At 35.6% G+C, this 17,905-nt stretch carries 19 protein-coding genes; 14 read left to right on the top strand and 5 right to left on the bottom strand.

Going from position 1 to position 17,905, the window contains the following annotated elements; translation table 11 throughout:
- The first annotated feature begins 12 nt into the window (after window positions 1-12).
- From Q8X41_RS10035 to Q8X41_RS10005, 7 genes are all read left to right on the top strand, one after another.
- On the top strand, window positions 13-315 hold the full coding sequence (locus Q8X41_RS10035) for an EthD family reductase (protein WP_397540072.1): 303 nt from the start codon (window positions 13-15) through the stop codon (window positions 313-315).
- Window positions 315-1,091 (top strand): enoyl-CoA hydratase/isomerase family protein, encoded by a 777-nt coding sequence (locus tag Q8X41_RS10030; RefSeq protein WP_397540071.1) that lies wholly within the window; start codon window positions 315-317, stop codon window positions 1,089-1,091. Before Q8X41_RS10035 ends, Q8X41_RS10030 begins: the two co-directional genes overlap by 1 nt.
- 1 nt (window position 1,092) lies before the next feature.
- Entirely contained in the window at window positions 1,093-1,866 is a 774-nt protein-coding gene (locus tag Q8X41_RS10025; RefSeq protein ID WP_397540070.1) for an enoyl-CoA hydratase/isomerase family protein, read from the top strand.
- Window positions 1,867-1,880: 14 nt separating this feature from the next.
- On the top strand, window positions 1,881-3,395 hold the full coding sequence (locus tag Q8X41_RS10020; protein ID WP_397540069.1) for an aldehyde dehydrogenase family protein: 1,515 nt from the start codon (window positions 1,881-1,883) through the stop codon (window positions 3,393-3,395).
- 96 nt (window positions 3,396-3,491) lie between these two features.
- The gene (locus Q8X41_RS10015) at window positions 3,492-4,361 is read left to right on the top strand and encodes a 3-hydroxyacyl-CoA dehydrogenase (protein ID WP_397540068.1); all 870 of its coding nucleotides are present in this window, start codon (window positions 3,492-3,494) and stop codon (window positions 4,359-4,361) included.
- A complete protein-coding gene (locus Q8X41_RS10010) occupies window positions 4,358-5,560 on the top strand; it encodes an acetyl-CoA C-acyltransferase (protein WP_397540067.1) in 1,203 nt (400 codons plus the stop codon). Before Q8X41_RS10015 ends, Q8X41_RS10010 begins: the two co-directional genes overlap by 4 nt.
- A 28-nt stretch (window positions 5,561-5,588) precedes the next feature.
- Window positions 5,589-6,365 carry an enoyl-CoA hydratase-related protein gene (locus tag Q8X41_RS10005; protein WP_397540066.1) on the top strand — a complete coding sequence of 259 codons (777 nt, stop codon included), beginning with the start codon at window positions 5,589-5,591 and terminating at the stop codon, window positions 6,363-6,365.
- A gap of 313 nt (window positions 6,366-6,678) precedes the next feature.
- Here the strand turns inward: Q8X41_RS10005 and Q8X41_RS10000 are convergent, their stop codons facing one another.
- Window positions 6,679-7,194, bottom strand: coding sequence for a gamma carbonic anhydrase family protein (locus Q8X41_RS10000; protein ID WP_397540065.1), 516 nt, complete (start codon window positions 7,192-7,194; stop codon window positions 6,679-6,681).
- A 91-nt stretch (window positions 7,195-7,285) separates the two neighbouring features.
- Here Q8X41_RS10000 and Q8X41_RS09995 point away from each other — a divergent pair, with 91 nt between their 5' ends.
- Both Q8X41_RS09995 and paaX read left to right on the top strand, forming a co-directional pair.
- Window positions 7,286-8,245, top strand: a complete 960-nt coding sequence (locus Q8X41_RS09995; protein ID WP_397540064.1) for an NAD(P)H-dependent flavin oxidoreductase — start codon at window positions 7,286-7,288, stop codon at window positions 8,243-8,245.
- A 175-nt stretch (window positions 8,246-8,420) separates the two neighbouring features.
- Window positions 8,421-9,314: a phenylacetic acid degradation operon negative regulatory protein PaaX gene (paaX, locus tag Q8X41_RS09990; protein ID WP_397540063.1), complete on the top strand. Its 894-nt coding sequence runs from the start codon at window positions 8,421-8,423 to the stop codon at window positions 9,312-9,314.
- 66 nt (window positions 9,315-9,380) lie between these two features.
- On the opposite strand, the gene Q8X41_RS09985 is transcribed toward paaX, so the two are convergent.
- A complete protein-coding gene (locus tag Q8X41_RS09985; RefSeq protein WP_397540062.1) occupies window positions 9,381-9,779 on the bottom strand; it encodes a PaaI family thioesterase in 399 nt (132 codons plus the stop codon).
- A 140-nt stretch (window positions 9,780-9,919) separates the two neighbouring features.
- Here Q8X41_RS09985 and Q8X41_RS09980 point away from each other — a divergent pair, with 140 nt between their 5' ends.
- From Q8X41_RS09980 to Q8X41_RS09965, 4 genes are all read left to right on the top strand, one after another.
- Window positions 9,920-10,357: an SRPBCC domain-containing protein gene (locus tag Q8X41_RS09980; protein WP_397540061.1), complete on the top strand. Its 438-nt coding sequence runs from the start codon at window positions 9,920-9,922 to the stop codon at window positions 10,355-10,357.
- A 374-nt stretch (window positions 10,358-10,731) separates the two neighbouring features.
- Entirely contained in the window at window positions 10,732-10,920 is a 189-nt protein-coding gene (locus Q8X41_RS09975) for a cysteine-rich CWC family protein (RefSeq protein WP_397540060.1), read from the top strand.
- An 86-nt stretch (window positions 10,921-11,006) separates the two neighbouring features.
- Window positions 11,007-11,855, top strand: a complete 849-nt coding sequence (locus Q8X41_RS09970; protein WP_397540059.1) for an effector binding domain-containing protein — start codon at window positions 11,007-11,009, stop codon at window positions 11,853-11,855.
- Between the two features lie 332 nt (window positions 11,856-12,187).
- Window positions 12,188-12,793 (top strand): DedA family protein, encoded by a 606-nt coding sequence (locus Q8X41_RS09965; RefSeq protein ID WP_397540058.1) that lies wholly within the window; start codon window positions 12,188-12,190, stop codon window positions 12,791-12,793.
- Window positions 12,794-12,904: 111 nt separating this feature from the next.
- Here Q8X41_RS09965 and Q8X41_RS09960 read toward each other — a convergent pair whose 3' ends face one another.
- Complete coding sequence (locus Q8X41_RS09960) at window positions 12,905-14,245, bottom strand: uracil-xanthine permease family protein (protein WP_397540057.1); 1,341 nt, start codon at window positions 14,243-14,245, stop codon at window positions 12,905-12,907.
- Window positions 14,246-14,508: 263 nt separating this feature from the next.
- Here Q8X41_RS09960 and Q8X41_RS09955 point away from each other — a divergent pair, with 263 nt between their 5' ends.
- Window positions 14,509-15,483, top strand: coding sequence for a Rieske 2Fe-2S domain-containing protein (locus Q8X41_RS09955; RefSeq protein WP_397540056.1), 975 nt, complete (start codon window positions 14,509-14,511; stop codon window positions 15,481-15,483).
- A 343-nt stretch (window positions 15,484-15,826) separates the two neighbouring features.
- Here the strand turns inward: Q8X41_RS09955 and Q8X41_RS09950 are convergent, their stop codons facing one another.
- On the bottom strand, window positions 15,827-17,500 hold the full coding sequence (locus tag Q8X41_RS09950; RefSeq protein ID WP_397540055.1) for a ribonuclease J: 1,674 nt from the start codon (window positions 17,498-17,500) through the stop codon (window positions 15,827-15,829).
- A gap of 213 nt (window positions 17,501-17,713) precedes the next feature.
- On the bottom strand, window positions 17,714-17,848 hold the full coding sequence (locus Q8X41_RS09945) for a LysM peptidoglycan-binding domain-containing protein (protein ID WP_397540054.1): 135 nt from the start codon (window positions 17,846-17,848) through the stop codon (window positions 17,714-17,716).
- Between the last annotated feature and the right edge of the window lie 57 nt (window positions 17,849-17,905).

The raw sequence follows: 17,905 nt of genomic DNA, 5'->3' as shown, positions 1-17,905 counted from the left end.
GGAGACGATAAAATGGCTAAATTGATTGCGTTGTATAAAAAACCAGAGGATCAAATTGCTTTTGATAAACACTATAACGAGGTTCATGTTCCGATTACAGAGAAAATTCCAGGCTTGCGTGAAATGAAAGTAACAAAGTTCAGTGTAACACCTATGGGAAAAGAAGCACCTTACTATCTAATGTGTGAAATGATTTATGATAGCCAAGAAGATTTGAAGAATGGCCTTCGTTCAGCAGAAGGAAAGGCATCAGGAAAAGACTTGATGAGTTTTGCAGGGGATCTCGTAACGTTAATGATTGGTGATGATGACTAATGACAGAACTTCGGTTCATTACAACATCTATTCAAAAAGAAATTGGGATTGTTGAACTCAACCGCCCAAAACAATATAACTCATTAAATCGCCAAATGGTTCGTGAAATAGTGGAGGCACTTGAAGCGTTTGAGCGTGATGAGAATGTTAGGGTAATGATTATTAGTGGAAGAGGGAAGGCTTTCTCATCTGGTGCAGATATTAATGAAATGGCTTCGGATGACTCAATTCGATTAGAATTATTAAATCAATTTGCTGATTGGGACCGAGTTGCTTTATTAAAGAAACCAATTATTGGTGCGGTGCACGGTTATGTATTTGGTGGAGGCTTCGAATTAGCTTTAAGCTGTGATGTTCTTATTGCGGCAGAAGGTACAGAATTTTGCTTTCCAGAAGTTAATTTAGGAGTTATGCCAGGCGCAGGCGGAACCCAACGTTTAACGAAATTAGTAGGACGTACAAAAGCTCTAGAATGGATTTGGAGTGCAAAATGTATTCCAGTAAATGAGGCTCTACAATATGGTGTTGTAAACAGAGTAGTTCAACCAGAACTTTTGCTTGAAGAAGCGTTGAAATTTGCAGATACGATAAGCAAGAAGCCGCCTTTAGCGATCAGACTTATAAAAGAATCTGTTACGAAGGCAGTTGACTATTCATTATATGAAGGAATGCAATATGAACGAAAAAATTTCTACTTATTGTTCTCATCAGAGGATCAAAAAGAAGGAATGAAGGCGTTCGTAGAAAAACGCACTCCTCAATTTAAGGGGCGATAATATGTATGAGTCTATTAAATATGAAGTAAATGATACAGTTTGTGTGATTACATTAAATCGTCCAGAAGCATTAAATGCCTTTACCTCTACGATGAACAAAGAAATTACAAAAGCCATTAAAACTGCTGAAGGTTCAGATGAGGTGCGCTGCATTGTGATTAAAGGTGCAGGAAAGGGATTTTGTTCAGGACAGGATCTATCAGAAGTAGATAATTCAATGGATCACGGTGAAATCTTACGCTCTTTATATGGTCCGATGGTTAAGAAAATTCGCGAGTGTGAAAAGCCAATTGTTGCTGCGATACATGGTGCAGCAGCAGGAGCTGGCTTTAGTCTAGCACTAGCATGCGATTTTCGGATTATGGCAGAAAAATCATTCTTTATGAATGCGTTTATACAAGTAGGGCTAATTCCTGATTCGGGAAATTTATATTATTTACGTCGATTAGTTGGTGATGCTAAAGCGCTTGAAATTTCACTATTTGGCGAAAGAATTCTATCACATGATGCTTTAAAATTAGGGATTGCCACAAAAGTAGTTCCGAATGAAAGTTTCGAAGAGGAAGTATTAAATTACGCCACAAAGCTTGCCGTTCTACCAACAAAAGCAGTCGCCTTAACAAAACGGGCATTACGTGCTGCGGATGAGCTTAAATTATCTGATTTTTTGGAATATGAAGCGCAAGGACAAAGGATTGCGGGTCTCACAGCAGATCATCAAGAGGGAATTAAAGCTTTCATGGAAAAAAGAAAACCTGTCTTCATAGGTAACTAAAAGGGGGAAATCAAATGTCAACATCTCAAACATTAGTAGAACAAAACTCATTGAAACGCGAATTTTATCATCTAATTATTAACGGTGAAAAAGTAGAAAGCAACAATGGGCAAACAATTAGCACATACAATCCAGCAACAGGTGAATTAGTTGCACAAGTTGCAAAAGCGAGTAAAGAAGATGCAGAACGTGCCGTACAAGCTGCTCGTGAAGCATTTGATCACGGAAAATGGAGAAAGTATCCAGTAGGTCGTCGTGCACAGGTATTAAATAAAATCGCATCTATCATGCGTTCTCGTTTCAATGAAATTGTAGAACTAGAAATCTTAGATACTGGGAAATCATTAAGCACCGCGCAAGGGCAAGTAAATCAGGCGATTGAAGATTTTGAATTTTATGCAGGTGCTATCGTAGGTCATCGTGGTGTTGTCAACAACATGCCAGGGCAGTTCCACAACTACACTGAAAAAGAGCCTGTTGGCGTATGCGCTCAAATTATCCCTTGGAATTATCCAATCATGATGGCAGCATGGAAAATTGCACCAGCAATTGCAGTTGGTTGCTCAGTTATTGTGAAACCAGCTTCTTTAACGCCAATAACAGCAATCATCTTAGGTGAGATTTGCTTAGAAGCAGGTGTACCAGCAGGTGTAGTTAATATCATCCCTGGATCTGGCGCTGAAGTAGGAAACTATCTTGTTGAACATAAACAAGTTGATAAAGTGGCATTTACAGGCTCAACGCCAATTGGTAAAGACATTATGAACAAGGCTTCTAACACATTAAAACGTGTAACACTTGAATTAGGTGGGAAATCACCAAACATAGTATTTGAAGATGCAGATCTTGATGCTGCAGTGGATGGTTCCTTGTACGGTATTTTTTATAATTCCGGCCAATCATGTGAAGCTCGTTCTCGTTTATATGTGCATGAAAATATTTACGAACAATTTGTTGAAAAATTTGTATCGAAAGCAAAACAAATAAAATTAGGTAATCCTTTTGATAAAGAAACACATATGGGCGCGATTATTGACCAAACTCAATTAGATGTTATAGATGGTTATGTTCAATCAGCTATTCAAGACGGAGCAGAAGTTTTGTCAGGTGGTAAAGTAGCCCAAGTAGAAGGGTTTGAAAATGGATTCTGGTATGAACCAACAGTCATTGCAAATGTTAATCATTCGATGAAAGTGGTAAATGAAGAAATTTTCGGACCAGTCGTAGTCATTATGAAATTCAAAGATGAAAAAGAAGCTATTCAGTTAGCTAATGATACTGAGTTTGGCCTAGGTTCTGCTGTATGGTCAAAAGACGGAGCACGTGCAACTCGTGTTGCAAATGAAATTCAAGCTGGAATTGTTATGGTGAACTGTCCATTTTCTGCAATGCCAGGTACACCATTTGGAGGTTATAAACAATCTGGGTTCGGTCGTGAACTATGTATCGAAACACTAGATTTATATACAGAAACAAAAAGTATCATTTCCTACTATGGAAATCGTCCATTAAATCCCCTTGGATTATAGAGTGAAACTTCATCAATAGGTTTAACTACAAGTTAATGAGGGATAAAAAACAAATAGGGGTATTTCCCCCTATTTGTTTATTAAGGGGGAATAAAGATGAAGAATATAACTGTAATCGGTTCTGGAGTAATGGGAAGAGGCATTGCATATGTTAGTTCTTTAGGTGGGTTTGATACAACTTTAGTGGATGTAAATGAAGCTGCTTTAACGAGTGCCAAAAAAGAAATTTCAATAATTTTTGATAAATCAATAAAATACAACAAAATAACAGAACAACAAAAGGAACAAGGGTTAAAAAATTTATCCTACACAACAGATTTACCTGCAGGAATCGCAAATGCAGATCTAATCATTGAAGCTGTTCCTGAAAAGTCGGAGATTAAAAAGGGTGTATTTGAACAAATGGAGCAATTTGCACCAGCTACATGCTTATTTGCCTCAAATACGTCTACAATGAGCCCAACAGAAATCGCTTCATATGCAGGGAGACCTGAGAAAACAATCGCCATGCATTTTTTCAACCCTGTCCATAAAATGGAATTAGTTGAAATTGTACGTGGACTTGAAACTACCGATGAAACGGCTGAAATAATTGCCAAAGTAGCACAACAAATGGGAAAAGAAACAGTTGTAATTCATGAATTTCCTGGCTTTGTAACAAGCCGTATTAGTGCACTTGTTGGAAACGAAGCATTTTATATGCTACAGGAAGGGCTAGGTACACCAGAGGATATCGATAAAGCTATTAAATTAGGTTTAAATTATCCTATGGGACCATTCGAACTGGTGGATTTAGTTGGACTTGATACACGTTTAAATAATTTACGCTATTTGCATGAAAAACTCGGCGAAAAGTATCGCCCTGCACCATTACTTGAACAATATGTAAAGGCTGGCCGTCTTGGTCGTAAAACAGGATGTGGCGTATATGATTATTCTGAAGGGAAGGAATTGGTGAAAAAATGACAGAAGTAGTTATTGTAGATGCTGTAAGGACACCAATTGGTAGATATAAAGGGGCTTTAAAATCAGTTAGACCAGATGATCTAGGTGCTATCGTAATTAAAAGCTTAGTTGAGCGGAATCCCGAAGTACCTGTTGATCAAATTGAAGATGTTATTTTTGGTAATGCTAACCAGGCTGGAGAGGATAATCGAAATGTAGCTAGAATGGCTGTATTATTAGCAAGATTGCCGATTGAAATCGGTGGCACTACATTAAATCGTTTATGTGGTTCTGGAATGGATGCAGTACATTATGCAGCACGTGCTATTAAAAGTGGAGAAGGAGATATTTTCATTGCTGGTGGTACTGAAAGTATGACTCGTGCTCCATTAGTAATGGGGAAGCCTGAAATAGATTATCCAAGAGGAGATCAAAAGCTATTTGATACAACTATTGGCTGGCGTTTCACCAACCCAAAGCTACATAAAATGTTTGGCTCAGATTCTATGCCGCAAACGGCAGAAAATGTTGCACAACGATACAATATCGGTCGTGAAGAACAAGATGATTTTGCATATGAAAGCCAACAACGTGCTAAAAAAGCAATGGAAAGCGACCGTTTTAAAGAAGAGATTATTCCTGTTGAGATAACTGATCGTAAGGGGAACGTTACCATCTTTGATAAGGATGAACACCCTAGACCAGATACATCTAGAGAAAAGTTAAGTCAATTACGACCACTTTTCGAAAATGGAACAGTAACAGCTGGGAACGCTTCTGGTGTAAATGATGGTGCTTCGGCATTGTTGTTAATGAGTGCAGAAAAAGCGAAAGAGCTAGGCATTAGACCACTTGCACGATATGTAACGGGTGCAATTGCTGGGCTTGAACCAGAAGTTATGGGATTAGGGCCCATTAATGCAACAAAGAAAGCATTAAATCGTGCAGATTTGTCCATTGAGAATATGGATATAGTGGAGTTAAACGAAGCATTCGCATCGCAATCTATCGAATGTATCAAACAATTAGAATTGGATTCTGCCAAAGTAAATGTAAATGGCGGGGCTATTGCTTTTGGACATCCATTAGGGGCAAGCGGAGCTCGAATTCTAACAACACTTATTCATGAAATGAAAAAGAGAAATGCTCATTATGGATTAGCAACAATGTGTATTGGCGTAGGTCAAGGAATTGCAACCATTGTAGAAAATATAGAGTAATAATCATAATGAATAAGGAGGGAATCCTATGTCTGTTGTTCTTTATGAAGTAATTAATCATACTGCAATTGTAACGGTTAATCGTCCAGATGTACTAAATTGTTTTAATTATGAAGTACTTGTTCGTTTACAAGAAGTAGTAGATCAAATCGCAGCAAGCCCAGATGTACGTATTGTTATTTTTACAGGTGCAGGAGAAAAGGCCTTTAGTGCTGGAGCGGATTTAAAAGAACGTAAAACATTAGATGAGCAAGAAGTAAAACGAAATGTGAAAGCAATTCGCGATGTATTTTATAGCATAGGAAATTTACCACAACCTACTATTGCGGCAGTGAATGGACATGCATTAGGAGGAGGTTTTGAGTGGCTTCTAGCATGTGATTTTTCAATAGCTTCAGAGAATGCATTATTAGGATTAACAGAGACAAGTTGGGCTATTATTCCAGGAGCGGGTGGTACACAACGATTACCACGTTTAATTGGTGAGATGAAAGCAAAAGAAATGATTTTTACTGCTAAAAAAATATCAGCTATTGAAGCTGTGGAGTTAGGCATTATTTTAAAAGCTGTTCCAGTTGCAGATGTGTTACCAAAAAGTTTAGAACTAGCAGCTTCAATTTCAAAAAATGGTCCAATTGCAATCCGCCAAGCAAAATACGCTATCACAAAGGGGATTAATACAGACTTAGAATCAGCCTTGTCAATTGAAACTGAGGCTTATGAAGTAGTCATTCCAACGACAGATAGAATTGAAGCATTGAATGCATTTAGTGAAAAACGTGAACCTATATTTAAAGGACTGTAAGGAAATATTCTTATAAAGTTGTTTTTTATTAATGTTGATAACACTTTAAATGATATAAAGAATGCCTCTAAACAGACTAACATAGAGGCATTCTCCTTTTTATCCCGCATTAACGGGCAGTAATACTCCCACCTCAAAATTTTGCGAAAGCAAAGAAGTTAGGTGGAAGATAAACTGCCCGTAAAAGCCCGATAGGTTCGGGCCAACAGGATGTTGGTCACTCAGGTGTTGCCACAGGACGTGGCGTTTTTAACCTGAGTTCCTATATTTCAGTGGGGGATGAAGAAAACCCCCCACTGATTAAAGTTTCACTTTATGAATCTAGTTCCTTTTTAAATTCAATTCCCTTTTGAACATACGTATCAATAGAAAGTTGAATTAGTTCAAAATCCTTTTCATTCAGTTCGCGTACAACTTTACCTGGAGAACCAACAACCAAAGATCTAGGGGGAATTTTTGTACCTTGTGTAATAAGGGTATTGGCACCAATGATACATTCTTCTCCAATTTCAACATGATCTAATATTACAGAGCCCATGCCAACAATTGATCGCTTTCCAACTTTGCAGCCATGTAAGACAACTTGATGTCCTACTGTTACTTCATCTTCTACTACAACAGGTGCTCCTTCATACAGATGAATCGTTGCATTGTCCTGAATACTACATTTGTTACCGATTGTAATGCTGTCTTCATCTCCGCGTAATACAGCATTAAACCATATTGTGGATTGTTCACCTATTGACACGTCGCCAATTATATATGCGCCAGGCGCCAAAAATACGGAATCATGAATATCAGGTTTTTTACTCAAATAATTAATGATCATGCAACAATCCCCCATAATAATAAAATTTTTAATTTTTAGAATTTTATTATAACATGAAATAGAATAATAGAATAAAATTGAGGTGGATTTTTTGAGAGATTTATGCAAACTATTAAAAATAAAATATCCAATTATTCAAGGTGGAATGGGGAATATTAGTAGCCCAATCTTGGCAAGCGCAGTGAGTAATGCAGGTGGTTTAGGAACAATTGGGTGTGGTACGATGACACCATTTGAAGTGGAAAAATTAATTATTGATATGAAAAAACGAACAACAATGCCGTTTTCCATAAATATTCCTATTAACGTAAATGAGTATTCAGAAGAGTTATTAAAGCTCGTTATTAAACACGAAGTACCCATTGTTTCCTTATCTGCTGGTAACCCTGCTCCTTTCATATTGAAATTACATGAGGCAGGTATAAAAGTAATTGTTGTTGTTGCAGCTGTTAAGCATGCATTAAAGGCAGAAGCAGCGGGTGCAGATGTATTGGTAGCAGAAGGATTTGAGGCAGCAGGTATAAATTCGCATTTAGAACTAACAACATTGACATTGATTCCACAAATTACAAATGCTGTGAAAGTTCCTGTAGTAGCAGCAGGGGGAATTGCAAATGGAAACGGAGTGGCTGCAGCTTTAGCTTTAGGAGCTTCAGGAGTACAAATGGGTACACGTTTTATAGCAACACAAGAAATGACTGTCCACGATGCTTACAAAAAGCGAATCATAGATGCAACAGATCAAGAAACGATGATACTTGGAAGATCTGTAGGACAAGTGAGACGAGTTTTAAGAAATCCTTATGCAGAAAAAATAAGTCTAGCAGAAAAGAACGGTATATCTTTGGAAGAGTACAATAATCATACAAGCGAAGTATTTCATGTGAAGGGTGCTATTGAAGGAAACTCTGATCAAGGATTTATGAATAGTGGTCAAATAGCAGGATTAATCAATGATTTACCAACAGTGCAAGAACTATTGGAAAGTATAATGGAAGAATGTTTGAACTGTATCAAAAGACTATCTGAATACTCTGTAGAAAATGTATAGTGCATTATAGATAAAGAGGATAAAATATGGCATTATTTAAAAGACTAAACTACTATCGAGATTAGGCTTTTCAATAAGTCTAATCTTTTAGCGATACTGTTTCACTGTATGGGAAGTCATAAAGATTACATAATTTTTGATAATTTTGCAGTTAAGGTTGAAGGAGTGATCATTTATGACTGCTAATACACAATCAATGATATTTACTTTATATGGAGATTATATTTGCCATTATGGCTCAAAAATATGGATTGGTAGCCTGATACAATTACTAAAGGAATTTGGCCATAATGAACAAAGTGTGAGAGTAGCTGTTTCTCGAATGGTGAAGCAAGGCTGGTTGCAGTCGGAAAAAAAGGGAAACAAAAGCTATTACTACTTAACACACCAAGGAGAACAAAGAATTAACGAAGCAGGGAATCGGATTTTTAAACTAAAGCCATGTAAATGGGATGGAAAGTGGAGAATTTTCCTATATACGATTCCTGAAGAAGAAAGACATATTCGAGATGAGCTACGGAGAGAATTGCAGTGGAGTGGTTTTGGTTCTTTTACAAATGGTTGCTGGATTTCACCAAACAAGATGGAGGATGAAGTAAAAACCCTGATCCAAAAATATAATATTGAAAATCACGTAGAGTTATTTCTGTCAGACCATGTTGGACCAACAGATAATCAAGAATTGATTGCAAAAAGCTGGGATTTGGATGGCATAGAACAACGCTATGAGGAATTTATAGATTTATATAGTAAGCAATATATAATTCATCAGAGTGTCATTTCACAAGGGATGATGTCTGATGCAGAGTGCTTCGTTGAAAGAACGAAACTTGTTCATAAGTATCGAAAGTTTCTATTTATCGATCCAGGGCTTCCCAATGAATTATTGCCTCAAATGTGGAGTGGGAACCATGCCGCGCTGTTATTTAGCCAATACTATAAAATACTTGCGGGACCTGCTAGTAGATTTTTTGAAAGTATTTTTGAAAAAGACAATGATATGCATAAAAAAGACAAAGCTTATGATGCAGGATACCATCCATATGCTATAGCTAATGATGAAGAATAATAGATTTTTCACAATAGAGAAGTGATCGTTTTTCATAATACGATCACTCCTGTAGGGTATATGGATTTAGTCATGAATCATAATCGAAGAAGTAACATCTGCAATAACCTTATTATTTTGAGAAAGAGTAGCATCTGCATATGCTACTTTACGCCCGAATTTTTTTATATTTGCTGTCACAGTAATCTCCCCTACAAAAGCAGGCCGATGGAATGTTGAATTAATTGATATAGACGAGAACGATTGTGTATCTTTTAATAAGGATACGATGGCATATGCCATTGCAATATCTGCTGCAGAGGTTATAAAGCCACCCATAATAACTTGGTTTCCATTAAGTAATTGTTCATCAGCTTTCCATATACATAATGATTTACCGTCTTTTGCCTCTTTAAGTTCTAATCCTAGTGTTAAATCACAGTTAGGTTGTCTCTCTTGCCCCTCTATAATTTTTTGCAACTGCATAATTTAATCGCCTCCATTTTAACTAATTTATATATATTTTATCATGTTTTTCCAATTTATCGAGCGATCCTATGAATTTGCTTATAAAATCATTTCTATTGTAAAATTATTTACATTATTGAAAGTGAGGAGTTTAGTGGATGAATAACCTTACGAAAATGAAAATATTAAAACCAGCAAATGAAGTTTTTGAAGCATTTGTAGACCCATCAAAAATAGGGGGATTTTGGTTCTCATCGAGCTCTGAAAGATGGGAACAGGGCAAGATCATTACGGTAAGATATGATGAGTACAATGCTCAACTAGAATTGAAGATACTAGAAATTATAGAAAATGAAAAAATTGTTTTTCAATGGGGCGAAGATAGAGAAGGGCATATTGTAACCATTACTCTCGATAAAATAAATCAAATGAGTACAATTATTGAAATAATTGAAGAAGGCTTTGAAGAAAACGATGATGATTTTGTAAACCGAATACTAGAAAATAAAGAGGGCTGGGTATATATGTTGACCTGCTTAAAAGGATATCTAGAATTTGGGGTCTACCAATTAAGAAGTGCATTAGTGTTGGATTAGCCGATAACCATAAAAGGGCCAATTTCTAAAGAAATTAGGCTTTTTTGTTTTGTTTATTTATAGGTTTCGTACCTTTCTTACTATCCAATGAAAATCCTTGGAATTCGCTATGTAAAAGGTGAAATTATAAGTGATGCATTTCATCATATGAGAGAAGTGTTATTAATATGCTTCATTAAAAGAGGTGCTATCTTTACATACAAAGTAGTGATATATAGATTTTTTCTGAGGAGATAGGGCTAACGGATAAAGTGTTTTTGTCTCTTTTTTATAATTAGAATTTATTAAAAGGGAATTCTAAGTTTTGGTAGAATTTATGTATGGATAAATTGATTAGAAAAGGAAGTTTGCTGCTGTTGAAAGGAGTGTAAAATTTGCAACTGGATAAAAAGAATTGTCCGATATGTGGTGAGGAAAGCCATTGTATGGTTGGTACAGATGAACAATATCAATGTTGGTGCATGAAAGAAAATATTCCAAAAGAAGTTATTGAATTGGTTCCTAAAGAACTGAAGGGGAAATATTGTATTTGTCAAAATTGCATTGGAAATTATAGAGAGTAAATTAATTACTGTCCAAACAAAGCAATAAATGACCAGCATATTTCATCTAGAATCTTTAATATACGTATAGGGAGTGAAATCATAACATGTGGCTACAATCCATTCAGCAAGCAATTGATTATATCGAGGTGAATTTGACAAGAGATTTACAGTTTGAACAAGTGGCAAGTGTTGCACATTCTTCCTCTTTCCATTTTCAACGAGCATTTTCACTTTTAACGGGAATTACTTTAGGAGAGTATATAAGAGGGAGACGATTAACATTGGCAGCTCAAGAAATAGCAGAAACGGATTGCCGAATAATCGATATAGCATACAAGTATGGCTACGAGACACCAGAAGCATTTGCTAAAGCTTTTCGAAAGCAACATGGTATAAAGCCAACAGATGCAAGAAATCACTCCAATATGATTCATTCCTATAATAAACTTGTGATACAAATACAGTTGAAAGGGGCAGAACCGATGAATTATAAGATTATCGAAAAGGACAGTTTTCAGGTGGTAGGCGTAAAACGTACTTTTTCATGTGTAAATGGGGAGCAGTCTCCAAAGATAGCTCGATTTTGGCAAGATGTAAACCAAGATGGTACGAGCGGTCAATTAGCAGTGTTAATTGATGGAACAGTCCAAGGATTAATAGGTATTTGCGAAGTAACCTCAAAAGATATTATGGATTATTGGATTGCCGCTAGTCACGACAGTGAATATACTGGGGATTTCGAAACCTATACAGTACCTGCATCTAAATGGGCAATTTTCGAAGTACATGGTGCAATGCCAGATGCCATGCCGATCATGTGGCAAAAGATATTCCAAGAATGGCTTCCTTCTCATCCGTATGAATTAGCTGAAACACCTGAGTTAGAAGTTTATGGAGAAGGAAATCCATCAAGTGATGATTATTATTCGGAAATATGGATTCCTATTAAGTAAGAGATGTATAAAAAGGAGCACAAGAAACTCATCAATTTTTGATGAGTTTCTTTATTTTAGGCTTTGTATAACAATTGATGAATATCAGTTTCTATACAAGATTACGTTTGCACCAGTCAAATCGAAGAAGCTCTTCGTTCGCCTTTGATTACTTAAGGTCAGCCGATGTCGTTTACTCAGATAAGAATGCATTAAAAAAATTATTGCATTCATCATACGTAATAAAAGCATTTACTTTACATTATGTATTTTACAATCTAAATTAAATAAAGGATGCTAAAATTCAATCGACTGATTAGAAAGTAAGAATATGGATTCGGGTGGGATGTTAAGTGGAGCAGCATTTGGATTATTTAATAGAACATTACGGGTACTTTGGCATCATCATCGTACTTATTGGGGGAATTATTGGAGTTCCTATACCTGATGAAGTTCTTTTAACATATGTAGGATATAATGTGTTCCAAGGCAAACTATCGTACATAATTTCATTGACTAGTGCCTTTATAGGGGCAACGGGAGGAATTTCGATTAGTTATTTTATTGGCTATAAATTTGGATTGCCATTATTGAAAAAGTTTGGCCCTAAATTCCACATTACAGAAGCTAAAATTGATAAAACGGGTGCGTTGTTCAATAAAATCGGACCGGTTTTATTATTAATCGGCTATTTTATCCCTGGAGTGCGTCATCTTACTGCCTATATAGCTGCTATAGATAAATACCCATTTAAAAAATTCGTAGGTTATGCCTATACAGGTGCACTTTTATGGAGCATTACATTTATCACTTTAGGTAAAATTCTTGGTGAAGAATGGCATAAAATTGGATTTTATCTTTCAAAATATCATGTATACCCACTTTTAGTAATAGTTCTGATTATAACGATAATCGTTTATTTGTTTTTGAAAAAGAAATCCAACATAGAGTTAGAATAATGAATAACTGTGCTTGCGAGAGCTTAGCTTAAATGACTAAAAATAATAAAAGGTTGATTCAAATTTATTTTTGAATCAACCTTTTTCATTATTAAAGACGCTTATTTTTCATTAATTGTGGGATTCTTTCATCTTTGGTACTTTAGCATCCTGTTCAGGAATTACCAGATTTAGAATTAACGCAGCAAGAGCACCTACAGCTGTACCTGAAGACAAGATATAATTCACAAACGGTGGTACACTGTTAAGAATTTCTGCTGGAAGAACGATTGTACCGATTGTTAATAAGATCGGTAATCCAATGACCATCATATTACGATCATTGATGACAATATTTTGGATTACTTTTAATCCATTCATAACAATAGCGACACAAACGATACCAAAAATACCATTAATAACTGTGATAGGAACACATGTTATGATTGCTGATAATTTAGGTATTAAGCCTAAAATGATTAGGATAATACCCGCACTGATGATAGCTCTTTTACTTGCCACTTTTGTGATAGCTATAATACCTGCATTAGAAGAATAACCAGTCATAGGAGTACCACCAAATAGTGATCCTACGAAACAACCGATTCCTTCACCAACAGCTCCACGATTCAATCTCTTTTTATCTAACTTACTATCAGTAACAGTTGATACCACGAACCAAGTTCCTGTTGTTTCAACTAATATAACTAAATAAATGAAAGTCATCGTTAAAATAGCTTGTAAATCAAAAACAGGTTTTCCAAATGGGAAAAAGCTAGGTAGAGAAAACCAAGCGGCATCTTTTACAGAGGAGAAATCTACCTCGCCAAAAAATGATGCTGTAATTGTTCCAATAACAATAGCTAAGATTACAGAAGTCAGACGGAAAAATGTACCCAAGGCTTTTGCTTTTCGTCCTAATAGCATGAAAGTAACTAAAACTGCTGCAGAGACAAAGGCAATTAAAACATTATGACCTACATTTCCGGGTGCTGTATAAATACTTTTAAATGCACTTGGCATTAAAGATATTCCTACAATAACAATAACAGTTCCACCTACTAAAGGCGGGATGAACTTATTCACAGCTTTTGCAAACCATTTTAAAGGATAACCAAGAAGTGCGATGATTAATGCTCCTGGAAGAAGACTACCAAAAACTGCACCCAGTCCAAGTTTTCCACCAATAGCTGCTAATGCACCAATCGGAACATAGGAGGGGCCTTGTACAACTGGCAATTTAAGTCCACCAATTGTTTGAATAAGTGTTGCAACTCCTGCTGCTAAAAAACACATTTGAATAAAGAAAGTTGTATTAGATGTACTCAATGATAAAAGTCCTGCGATAATAATTGGAGCGATGTATAAATCCATTGCTAGTACATGCTGCAAACCTAATAGAAATGCCTTTCTCCAATTGATCTTCTCATCGATACCAATCATAATGTTCGGATTTTCATTATGCTGTTTCACGGGTATTTTCTCCTCCAGTTATAAAAAAAATAAATGCCGCCTATTAAATTTAATCTATAGAGCTTGAAATATTAGAGTTTTCTTCTTTTTGATTGTTCGGTTTAAAAACCATACTTGAATTATAATGAACTATAAATCCTATGTAAATACCTAAAATGCGTATAATTTAAAATTAAATATAAAAATTGTTCGTATTTTTATTGATTTTGTTTTTTAAACTTTATAAAATATAACTAAAGAATAAACAAGAGAGAAGTGAAGATATGATAGAAGATCAAGTGTTACGCAGTGATTGGATCGTTGCTTGTAAGGAAGAGGAAGTTGAAGAAAAACCATTACAAGTGATGATCTTAGGTGAAAGAGTTGTTCTATATAAAAACGAACAAGGTATCCATGCTTTTAAGGATTTATGTATTCATCGAGGTGCTGCTCTTTCATTAGGCTGTGTAAAAGATGGAAATCTCGTATGTCCTTATCATGGTTGGGAATACAACTCTGAAGGGAAATGTACGAAGATTCCGCAACTTCCTGACGGCAAATCTATTACCCCAAAAGCAAAAGTCTTTAAGTTTGGTTGTAAAGTTGCTTATGGCTTTGTATGGGTAAATTTAAATAATAATAATCCAGATTTCTTCGAATATCCTGAATATAATGATTCTAATTTCCGCAATGTCCTTTGGGGACCACAAGAGGTCAATGCAAATCCTCCTCGTATAGTAGAAAATTTCTTAGATGTTAGCCATCTAGCATTTGTTCATGAAGGATATCTTGGTATTCAAGAAAAGCCAGAAATTAATGATTATAAAGTCAATACTGACGGTGAAAGAATTTATACTGATGAAATTATTATTTACCAACCAGATCCAGATGGTACTGGTGTGGCAAAGGATGTTCTTTATACGTATGAAGTACTTCGTCCAATGACGGTTCGCTTCACAAAACGTGAACCTGAGAACGACATGAAGATGACAATCTTGCTAACAATTTTACCTATTGAAGAATGCAAATCAATTGCATATGGTATCCTTTCTTTCGATTATGAAACTGGTCAAACAGATGAAGAAATCGTTGAATTTCAAGATATGATTTTCGCACAGGACAAGCCTATTGTTGAAAATCAAAAACCTGAAGAATTACCACTGGATCTACAAGTTGAACTATCTTTAAGATTTGATCGATTAAGTATTGCTTACAGACAATACTTGAAAAAGCTTGGCGTTACTTTAGGGGTAGAATAAAAATACTTTATTTGATAATAAATAGTGAGTTATAAATATCAAATGCTCTTCATTATTCGTTATGCACAGAATAATGAAGAGCATTTTTTCCAGCAATGTGGACGTAAATTGCTGAGAGAGCGAATACAATTCAAAAAAAAGCGAATAAATGGATAGAAACAGCGAATAAACAGAGTAAAAGGGCGAATAAATAGAAACATAGAGCGAATAAACAGGGCAGTAACCCCCACCTCACTGTTTTAGGAAAATCGAAGAAGTATAGGTTGGGAATAACTGCCCGTAAAAGCCCGATAGGTTCAACTAACAATAAGTGGGAAAAACCACTGATTGAAGTTTTACTTTATTATATTTCAATGATAATTGGTAAGATCATTGGTTTTCTTCTCGTTTGAGTGAACAAATATTGACCAACTGCTTTTTTTACTTTTCTTTTGACTATATTCCATTGTTTTGCCTCCTCTTCTTGTATGTCATTAACGGTTGCTACGACTAAACGATTAACATTTCTTAAGAGATTTTCGAAGTCCTTTGCATAGACAAATCCACGTGAAATCGTATCTGGTTCAGAAATAATAGATCCATCTGTTTTACTTATAGTTAAAACAATAACGAGCATCCCATCTTCGGAAAGCTGTTTACGGTCACGTAATACGATTTCTCCAACTTCACCAATATCAACACTATCAACATACGTATCGCCAGCCGGAATTTTACGTGTTTGGCGAGCTTCCGCGTTTTCAATATCAACTACATCCCCATTTTTAATAATGAATGTATTTTCTCTTGCAACACCAACAGATGCAGCTAATTCACGATGAATATATAACATTCTAAATTCCCCATGTATAGGGATAAAGTATTTCGGTTTCATTAAAGTAAGCATGAGTTTTAAATCTTCTTGATAGCCATGTCCAGAAACATGCATACCGGTAATACTTGAAGAACCGTAAATTACTTTTGCACCTAGTTGGAATAGGTTGTCCACGATACGTGAAACGTCTTTTTCATTTCCAGGGATAGGAGAAGCGGATAAAATGACGGTGTCGTCAGGTAAAATTTGTACATCTCGGTTATCTGAATTGGACATACGAGAAAGAGCGGCAAGTGGTTCACCCTGGCTACCAGTGCAAAGGACTACAACTTCTTCAGGAGGAAGCTTCATTGCTTTACGGGCATCAATCAGCATACCAGGTGGAACATTTAAATAACCGCGTTCAATGGCTACGGATACTACATTAACCATACTTCGCCCAAGTAAAGCAAGTTTTCGACTTGTCATTTTTGTTGCATCAACTATTTGTTGAACACGATTGACGTTAGAAGCAAATGTAGAGATAATAATTTTTCTTTTAGCTCCTAAAAAAGCTTCATCAATATGTTTTCCAACTAACATCTCAGATGGTGTTGAACCAGGGCGTTCTGCATTTGTACTTTCAGAGATGAGAACTAATACGCCATTCTCACCGATTTCTGCCATTTTATGAATGTCAGAACATTGATCATTCACAGGAGTTAAATCGAATTTGAAGTCACCCGTATGAACGACAACTCCTTCAGGTGTATGAAAGACAATACCAAGGCAATCAGGAATACTATGACTTGTTTTGAAAAAGGTTACGGTAATATTACCAAAATCTAAATCTGAATTAGAGTCAATTTGTATCAACTCCGTTTCCCTAATGATTTTATGCTCTTTTAGTTTTATTTCAATTAATCCAAGAGTAAATCGAGTTGCATAAATAGGCACATTTAATTTTTTTAAGAAGTAGGGGATTCCACCAATATGATCCTCATGTCCATGTGTAACAATTAAAGCACGAACCTTATCCTTATTTTCTAGCAAATAAGTAATATCGGGAATGATTAAATCAATTCCTAATAAACTTTCATCAGGAAATTTCCCACCACAGTCAACAATGATAATATCGTCTGCATATTGAATTGCATACATATTTTTGCCAATTTCGTTTATACCACCTAAGGCGTATATGGATAACAAATTCTTATTTTTAGTCAAAAGTATTTCCTCCTACTCTTCAATTCCGATTTCCAGCAGAAAAATTGTATTTTTCCATAGTATAGCTAGTAGTTCTTCTTCCTATACTTGACGAGTTGTAAATGGACTTTTAAGGAGATTGTTTTGTTGCCTAGAAAAAACAATTAGTTATTTAAAAGCTTAAGCTGTAAGAAGGACTGTCGTAGTTAGAAAGTAAATATGGTGACGAAAGTTCTAATATATTGGCTGACCTATGAAAAGGATATTTGTATAAATTGATGGGAGGCATTTGTGTTTAATGGAAAGTTGCATGCTGAAGCCATTTGCAATTTTGTAAAGTGATTCTCCTGATTTAACTTTATGAATCAATGTAATTACCTCAAAATCTCCTTAGTATTTTATGCAGAAGGGGAGGGGAGAGTTAAT

The organism is Rummeliibacillus pycnus (genome assembly GCF_044359855.1).
GTDB classification, from domain to species: Bacteria; Bacillota; Bacilli; order Bacillales_A; family Planococcaceae; genus Rummeliibacillus; species Rummeliibacillus pycnus_A.
This window is presented reverse-complemented; position numbering and strand designations above follow the sequence as displayed.

Coding starts and splice junctions, on each gene's coding strand:
- Q8X41_RS10035 (WP_397540072.1), top strand. CDS start 13: ATGGCTAAATTGATTGCGTTGTATAAAAAACCAGAGGATCAAATTGCT.
- Q8X41_RS10030 (WP_397540071.1), top strand. CDS start 315: ATGACAGAACTTCGGTTCATTACAACATCTATTCAAAAAGAAATTGGG.
- Q8X41_RS10025 (WP_397540070.1), top strand. CDS start 1,093: ATGTATGAGTCTATTAAATATGAAGTAAATGATACAGTTTGTGTGATT.
- Q8X41_RS10020 (WP_397540069.1), top strand. CDS start 1,881: ATGTCAACATCTCAAACATTAGTAGAACAAAACTCATTGAAACGCGAA.
- Q8X41_RS10015 (WP_397540068.1), top strand. CDS start 3,492: ATGAAGAATATAACTGTAATCGGTTCTGGAGTAATGGGAAGAGGCATT.
- Q8X41_RS10010 (WP_397540067.1), top strand. CDS start 4,358: ATGACAGAAGTAGTTATTGTAGATGCTGTAAGGACACCAATTGGTAGA.
- Q8X41_RS10005 (WP_397540066.1), top strand. CDS start 5,589: ATGTCTGTTGTTCTTTATGAAGTAATTAATCATACTGCAATTGTAACG.
- Q8X41_RS10000 (WP_397540065.1), bottom strand. CDS start 7,194: ATGATCATTAATTATTTGAGTAAAAAACCTGATATTCATGATTCCGTA.
- paaX (WP_397540063.1), top strand. CDS start 8,421: ATGACTGCTAATACACAATCAATGATATTTACTTTATATGGAGATTAT.
- Q8X41_RS09985 (WP_397540062.1), bottom strand. CDS start 9,779: ATGCAGTTGCAAAAAATTATAGAGGGGCAAGAGAGACAACCTAACTGT.
- Q8X41_RS09980 (WP_397540061.1), top strand. CDS start 9,920: ATGAATAACCTTACGAAAATGAAAATATTAAAACCAGCAAATGAAGTT.
- Q8X41_RS09970 (WP_397540059.1), top strand. CDS start 11,007: ATGTGGCTACAATCCATTCAGCAAGCAATTGATTATATCGAGGTGAAT.
- Q8X41_RS09955 (WP_397540056.1), top strand. CDS start 14,509: ATGATAGAAGATCAAGTGTTACGCAGTGATTGGATCGTTGCTTGTAAG.